The organism is Burkholderia sp. Ax-1720, assembly GCF_011753035.1.
GTDB classification, from domain to species: domain Bacteria; phylum Pseudomonadota; class Gammaproteobacteria; order Burkholderiales; family Burkholderiaceae; genus Burkholderia; species Burkholderia gladioli.
In genome coordinates this window covers 1-6,224 of sequence record NZ_VWWK01000280.1, presented here as the reverse complement: position 1 = coordinate 6,224, position 6,224 = coordinate 1, and the positions used below count along the sequence as shown (strand labels likewise).

6 protein-coding genes are annotated in these 6,224 nt (G+C 70.8%); 2 read left to right on the top strand and 4 right to left on the bottom strand.

What is annotated here, in order from left to right:
- Window positions 1-86: 86 nt before the first annotated feature.
- Window positions 87-1,583 carry an alginate export family protein gene (locus F3J18_RS35150; protein WP_166916714.1) on the top strand — a complete coding sequence of 499 codons (1,497 nt, stop codon included), beginning with the start codon at window positions 87-89 and terminating at the stop codon, window positions 1,581-1,583.
- A gap of 343 nt (window positions 1,584-1,926) precedes the next feature.
- Complete coding sequence (locus tag F3J18_RS35145; protein WP_166916712.1) at window positions 1,927-3,024, top strand: catalase family peroxidase; 1,098 nt, start codon at window positions 1,927-1,929, stop codon at window positions 3,022-3,024.
- Between the two features lie 22 nt (window positions 3,025-3,046).
- Here the strand turns inward: F3J18_RS35145 and F3J18_RS35140 are convergent, their stop codons facing one another.
- The 4 genes from F3J18_RS35140 to F3J18_RS35125 form a co-directional block, all read right to left on the bottom strand.
- Window positions 3,047-4,339 carry an ATP-binding protein gene (locus F3J18_RS35140; protein WP_025099207.1) on the bottom strand — a complete coding sequence of 431 codons (1,293 nt, stop codon included), beginning with the start codon at window positions 4,337-4,339 and terminating at the stop codon, window positions 3,047-3,049.
- Complete coding sequence (locus F3J18_RS35135; RefSeq protein ID WP_025099206.1) at window positions 4,336-5,103, bottom strand: response regulator; 768 nt, start codon at window positions 5,101-5,103, stop codon at window positions 4,336-4,338. The genes F3J18_RS35140 and F3J18_RS35135 overlap by 4 nt, the downstream gene beginning before the upstream one ends.
- Window positions 5,100-5,372, bottom strand: a complete 273-nt coding sequence (locus tag F3J18_RS35130; RefSeq protein ID WP_029950539.1) for an EF-hand domain-containing protein — start codon at window positions 5,370-5,372, stop codon at window positions 5,100-5,102. Before F3J18_RS35130 ends, F3J18_RS35135 begins: the two co-directional genes overlap by 4 nt.
- Window positions 5,373-5,470: 98 nt before the next feature.
- The coding region (locus F3J18_RS35125) for a MipA/OmpV family protein (protein WP_166916710.1) at window positions 5,471-6,224 on the bottom strand (754 nt) is incomplete at its 5' end.

Genomic DNA, 6,224 nt, shown 5'->3' with positions numbered 1-6,224 from the left:
GCCTGACCTCGCCCGCCGCGCGGCCCGGCTCGCGCGGCGCTTCCACGGCTTCCACGATGGCATTCGCCAATCATCACGAGGGGATCATGAGCTCGACCACGCCACGCGCGCGTCGCATCGAACGAGCCGCCGGCATCGCGGCGATCGCGGGCCTGCTGCTGACGGGTGCCGGCACGGCCGCCGCCGAGGCCGCGGACGAAACCGGCGGCGAACCCAAGGCGGCGGCCTCGGCACAAACACCGGCCCAGGCGCCCGCCGCGGCCTGCCAGGCACGACGTCCCGTGCCGGGCTTCAATCGCTGGCAGGAGAACTGGGGCGCGCTCGCCGCCCCCTGCCTGCCGCGCAAACCGCTCGACGCGCTCAAGTACATTCCGCTGTCGGGCGATCCGAGCTGGTATCTCTCGCTCGGCGCGAACCTGCGCGAGCGTTTCGAATTCAACGACGCGCCCTTGTTCGGGCTCGGCAGCGGCCGCGCCGACGGCTACCTGATCCAGCGCGCCCAAGTCCATGCCGATGCGCATTTCGGCGAGCATGTGCAGGCCTTCGTGCAACTCGAGGATGCGCGTCCATTCGGCAAGGATTCGGTGTCGCCCGTCGACAAGAACCCGCTCGACCTGGAGCAGGCCTTCGTCGCCTACGTCGGCCAGCTCGGCGCCGGCACCGTGAAGGCGCGCATCGGCCGCCAGGAGATGGCCTTCGATCTGCAGCGCTTCATCGCCGTGCGCGACGGCCCCAATGTGCGGCAGGCCTTCGACGCGCTGTGGGGCGACTACGAGATCGGCCAGTGGCGCTTCATCGGCTATCTCACGCGGCCGGTGCAGTATCGCGATCTCGACAGCTTCGACGACACCTCGAACCGCCACCTGAAGTTCAGCGGCCTGCGCGTCGAGCGCAGCAGCTTCGGCCCCGGCGACCTGTCGGCCTACTGGTCGCGCTACGAGCGCGACGGCGCGCGCTTTCTCGATGCCGCCGGCAACGAGCGGCGCGACGTGTTCGACATGCGCTACGCCGGCAAGCGCGCGCCGTTCGACTGGGACGTGGAAGCGATGGGGCAGACCGGGCATGTAGGCGCGGCCAGCATCGGCGCCTGGGCCTTCGGCGCGCTGGGCGGCTATACCTTCGCCTCGCTGCCCGGCACGCCGCGCCTCGGCCTGCAGGTGGACGGCGCCTCCGGCGACAGCCATCCCGGCAACGGCCACGTCGGCACCTTCAACCCGCTGTTCCCGAACGGCTATTACTTCACGCTGGCCGGCTACACGGGCTACAGCAACCTGATCCACGTGAAGCCTTCGCTGACGTTCAAGCTCGCGCCGACACTCACGCTGATGACGGCGCTCGGCTTCCAGTGGCGCGAGACCGCCGCCGATGCCGTCTACGGCCAGGGCATGGCGGTGGTGCCGGGCACGGCGGGCCACGGCAGCCGCTGGACCGGCATGTATGCGCAGTTGCGCGCCGACTGGCTGGTCAGCGATAACGTGGCGCTCGCGCTGGAAGCCGTGCATTTCAACGTCGGGGATTCGCTGCGGGCGCTCGGCGCGCGCAATGCCGATTATGTCGGCGTCGAGGCCAAGTTCGGCTGGTGAGGCCTGTCGGCGGTCAAGCTCGAGAGCGCAAAAAAATTCGCGGGAATCGCCGTTTTTTAGGAGTATTCCGATTGTTCCGGGCGGCGCGCCGGATCACTATCCATACCGGTCACGCGCATGGTGACCGGCCTCTATTCTCCGCCCGCCCAGTCGGGCGGATTTTTTTGCCGATGCGGGCTTGCACGTTTCGCGACGGACAGCCAACACACCGGCTATGTCACCCCGCAACATCCCAACACATGCCATTACAAAATTCCGCGCCCGATTCGCGCCGCCCACCGGAATAAGCCCTCGCCAAGTCTGTTCACCCCGATGTCACCCCCACATCGACAGGATCAAGAACATGACCGACAAGACTTCCGAATCGAGCCGCCGCTCCTTCCTTTCCGCCGCCACGCGCCTGACCGTGGCCGGCGCCGTCGCGCCGATGGTGGGCCTGCCCGTCGCCGCGCAGGCGGCAACGGCCGCATCGGCCACGGCGGGCGATGCCGCCCACCCCGCCGTCGGCAACGAATATGGCGAAGCCGATGCGCAGCACGCGCTCGACTCGTTGGAAAGCGCCTACGGCGTGCACCCGGCCAAGCGCCGCAACCACACCAAGGGCGTGGGCGTGCTCGGCCAGTTCGTCGGCAGCCCGACGGCGGCCGAGCTGTCGCGTTCGCTGATGTTCAGCGGCGAGACCATCGAGGTGGTGGGCCGCTTCTCGCTGGCAGGCGGCGACCCCGACGCGGCCGACACCGAGCGCAGCACGCGCGGCGTCGGCCTGCAGTTCCGCCTGCCCGGCGGCGCCCTGCAGCACATGACGATGCTGCATACGCCGATGTTCTTCGCCACCATGCCGAAGACCTTCATCGACAAGTTCTTCGCGCTGACGCCCGACCCCGCCACCGGCAAGCCGGACCCGGCGGTGTTCAAGCACTTCCTCGCCACCCATCCCGACCACGCCGCGCAGGCGCATTTCCTCGGCACCGTGAATCCGCCCTGGAGCTACACGAACTGCGCGTTCTACGGCATCCACACCTTCCGCTTCGTGGATCGCGCGGGCAAGGTGACGATGGTGCGCTGGCGCTTCGTGCCGCGCGACGGCGAGCGCTCGCTGACCGATGCGGAGATGAAGGAGGCGGCGCGCGATTTCCTGGAACCGCGCCTGATGGAACGGCTCCAGCGCGGCCCGGCGCTGTGGGACATGATCGTCTCGATCGGCGAGCCGGGCGATCCGGTGATCAACCCTACCCTGCTGTGGCCCAAGGAGCGCCGCGAGATCCACGCCGGCACGCTGACGCTGTCGAGCGCGATGCAGCAGGAGCAGGCGCCGAGCTACGGCATCAACTTCGATCCGCTGGTGATGGCCGACGGCATCGAGGCGACCGACGACCCGATCCTGCAATTCCGTTCGCCTTCCTACGGATTGTCGTATTCGCGCCGACTTCGCAAGATCTGAGCCGGCGTAGCTCGCGCGTGCCTCAGTCGCGCGCCGCCGGCAGGCGCAGCGTGGCCGCCAGCCCGCCGCCCTCGCGCAGGCTCAGGTCGAGCCGGCCGCCGTGCTGGCGCGCGATGCGCTCGGCGATCGCCAGCCCCAGCCCCGAGCCGGGCGGGCGATCGGGATCGTCGCCGCGCCGGAACGGCCGCTTGAGCAGGGGCAGCTGGTCGGCCGGCACGCCGGGCCCGCTGTCCTCCACGCTGATCAGCACCGCGCCGGGCTCGGCCCAACTGCGCACCGCGAGGCCGAGCCTGCCGTGGACCACCGCGTTGTGCATCAGGTTCATCAGCAGCCGCTGCATGCCGGTCGGGCGATACGCATGCGGCGGCAGCGGCGCGAGCGACAGCGCGAAGCCGTAACCGAGCCCGACATAGTCGGCCGCGAGCTGCCCGGCCAGCGCGTTGAGATCGCCGGGCACGGCCGCCTCGCTGTCCCAGCCGCGCGCGTAGTCGATGAACTGCTCGACGATCGCGTCGATCTCGGCCACGAAGCGCTCGGCGCTCGCCGAGGGCGCCTCGAAGGCCTCGGGCGCGGCAATCGCCATGCGCAGCTTGGTGAGCGGCGTGCGGATGTCGTGCGAGACGCCGGCCAGCAGCTCGGCGCGCGTGGCATCGAGTTCGGCCAGCGAGGCCACCATCCGGTTGAAGGTCTCGGCCACGGTGGCCAGCTCGCGCGGCCCGTCGGTCGGCACCGGCGCGGGCCAGGCGCCGCGCTCCACCGCCTTGGCCGCGCGCGCGAGCCGGCCCAGCCGGGCCGCCATGTGCCGCTGCATGAACCAGGCGCCCAGCACCGGGAACACCGCCAGGCTGAGCAGCTCGGCGATCAGGCTCACGGGCAGCGAGCGGCCCAGGCCCGTGCTCGCCGGGATCACCACCCATTCGGGCTGCCCGTCGATGCGCATCTGCACCCAGATGCGGCGACTCATGCCGCGCTCCCAGCGAATCTGCGTGTCGGCCGGCAGGTTCCGCCGCAGGCAGCGCAGGAAGCGCTTGGGCGTGTAGCTGTGGGCGCGATCGACCGAATCCGGCGGCGGCGTCGCCGGCTCGCCGCCGTTGATCGCCAGCAGTTCGCGGCGACGCGCCTCGGGCGGCAGCGCGGCCAGCAGGTGGGCCACCATGCGGGTCTGCGAGGCCACCAGCTGGGCCGCCTCGTCGATGCGCGGATTCTGGATGAAGGCGAAGAAGATCGCGAAGGTCGACAGCACGCTGGCGAGCACCACGGCGATCAGCAGCAGCAGATGGCGGCCGAGCAGCGACCGCGGCCAAGGCATCCTCATGCGTCGAGCTCCGCGATCAGCATGTAGCCCACGCCCCACACGGTGCGGATGTGGCGCGGCGCGGCCGCGTCGGCCTCGAGGATCTGGCGCACCCGCAGCACCTGCACGTCGACGCTGCGCTGCGCCGCGTCGTAATGCGGCCCGCGCGCGCGCTCGATCAGGTTGGCGCGGCTCACCGGGCGATTCGGCGTCTGCGCCAGCGCGCAGAGCAGGCGCATTTCGGCATGGCCGATCTCCACCCGCATATCGTCGCGATACAGCAGTTGCTGGCCGACCTCCAGCCGGAACGGCCCGAAGCGCAGCGCGACCGACTCGCGCTCCTGCGGCACGCCGGCGATCGCATCGCGCTGGCGCAGCAGCATCTGCCGGCGCCGCAGCATGGCGCGCACGCGCGCCAGCAGCTCGCCCGGCACGAAGGGTTTCGCCAGGTAATCGTCGGCACCGAGTTCGAGGCCGATCACGCGGTCGGCCGGATCGCCGCGCGCGGTCAGCATCAGGATCGGCAGCGTCTCGCCGCGCGCGCGCAGCCGGCGGCAGATCGACAGGCCGTCCTCGCCCGGCATCATCACGTCGAGGATCAGCAGGTCGTAGGGATGGCGCTCCAGGAACACCTCCAGTTGCGGGCCGCTCTTGGCGGTGCGCACCTCGAAGCCGTGCGAGACCAGGAAGCGTTCGAGCATGTTGCGGATCTCGGCCTCGTCGTCGAGCACGATGATGCGCCCGGGCGCGAGGCCCGGCGCGCTCGCGGCTTGCTGCAGGCTCATGGTGCCGGGCGGGCGCGGCGCGCGGCCAGGAAGCGCTCGATGTCCTCGAGCGTCAGGTAGCCCTTGTGATCGGCGTCGATCTCCGCGAAGTGCTGCGCGACGCGCGGCATGCCGGCCTGCGCCTCGGCCGGCGTGAGCTTGCCGTCGTGATCGGTGTCGGCGGCGGCGAAGCGCGCCTGCAGTTGCTGCAGCCCGGCGCCCTGCGCGAAAGCGGCGGAGGCGGCCAGCGAAACCGCCAGCAGGGCGGCGAAGCGGATAGATCGTGTCATCGGATGGTCCTTCTGGGGGATGGCCCCGGCGCGGCGGGCATCATGCATCGATACCCCGCCGCGCCAAGTATGGATCAATCAAAAACCGGCGCGCGGGTTCAGAAGCGATAACCCACGCCCAGCGTGCCGAATACGCTGGTGCGCCGCTCCACGATCGGGCTGTCGGCCGCGTCGCCCAGCAGGGTGCCGACGCCCGCCGAGGCGCGCAGCGACCAGTGCGCGTCGAAGCGGTGCTCGTAGGCGAGCCTCAGGTCGACGTTCGAGAAGCCCGACGAGGCCGAATACACGGGCAGATGCGCGAGGCTGCCGGCCGCCTGCTCGCCGTCGATGCCGAAATCGGTCTGCGCGGCCGCGCCGTTCGACCAGACCGCGTCGGTGGAGATCGTCACGCGGTCGCGCGGCAGCACCAGCAAGGCGTAGGACGCGCCGAGCGTGACCTGGTTGCCGTAGCCGCTGCGCGCCGATTGCAGGAATTTCACGTTCAGCCCGAGCCGGTCGGCCTGCCAGTGCGCGAAGGCGCCGTACTGGAACGAATTCTTCAGGTCGCCCGTGCCGTTCAGGATGGTCGCATCGTCCTGCTTGCGGCCCATCGAGAAGCCGATCAGCGGGCCCACGCTCAGGTGCGGGCCGAGCGCCCAGGCCGCGCCGCCGTCGAGCCCCTCGGTGAAGAAGGTGAGCCGCGGTATCGCGCCGCTCGGCAGCACCACCGAGGGCAGCGGCAGCACGCGGTAGGCCGAGGCGCCGGCGTAGCGCGGCGTCGCCACCACGTCGAGGTTGAGGCTGGCGCCGGGCGCCAGCTGGGCGTGCGCGGTGCCGCCGGCGGCCAGGCCGGCCAGGGCCAGCAGCCCCAGC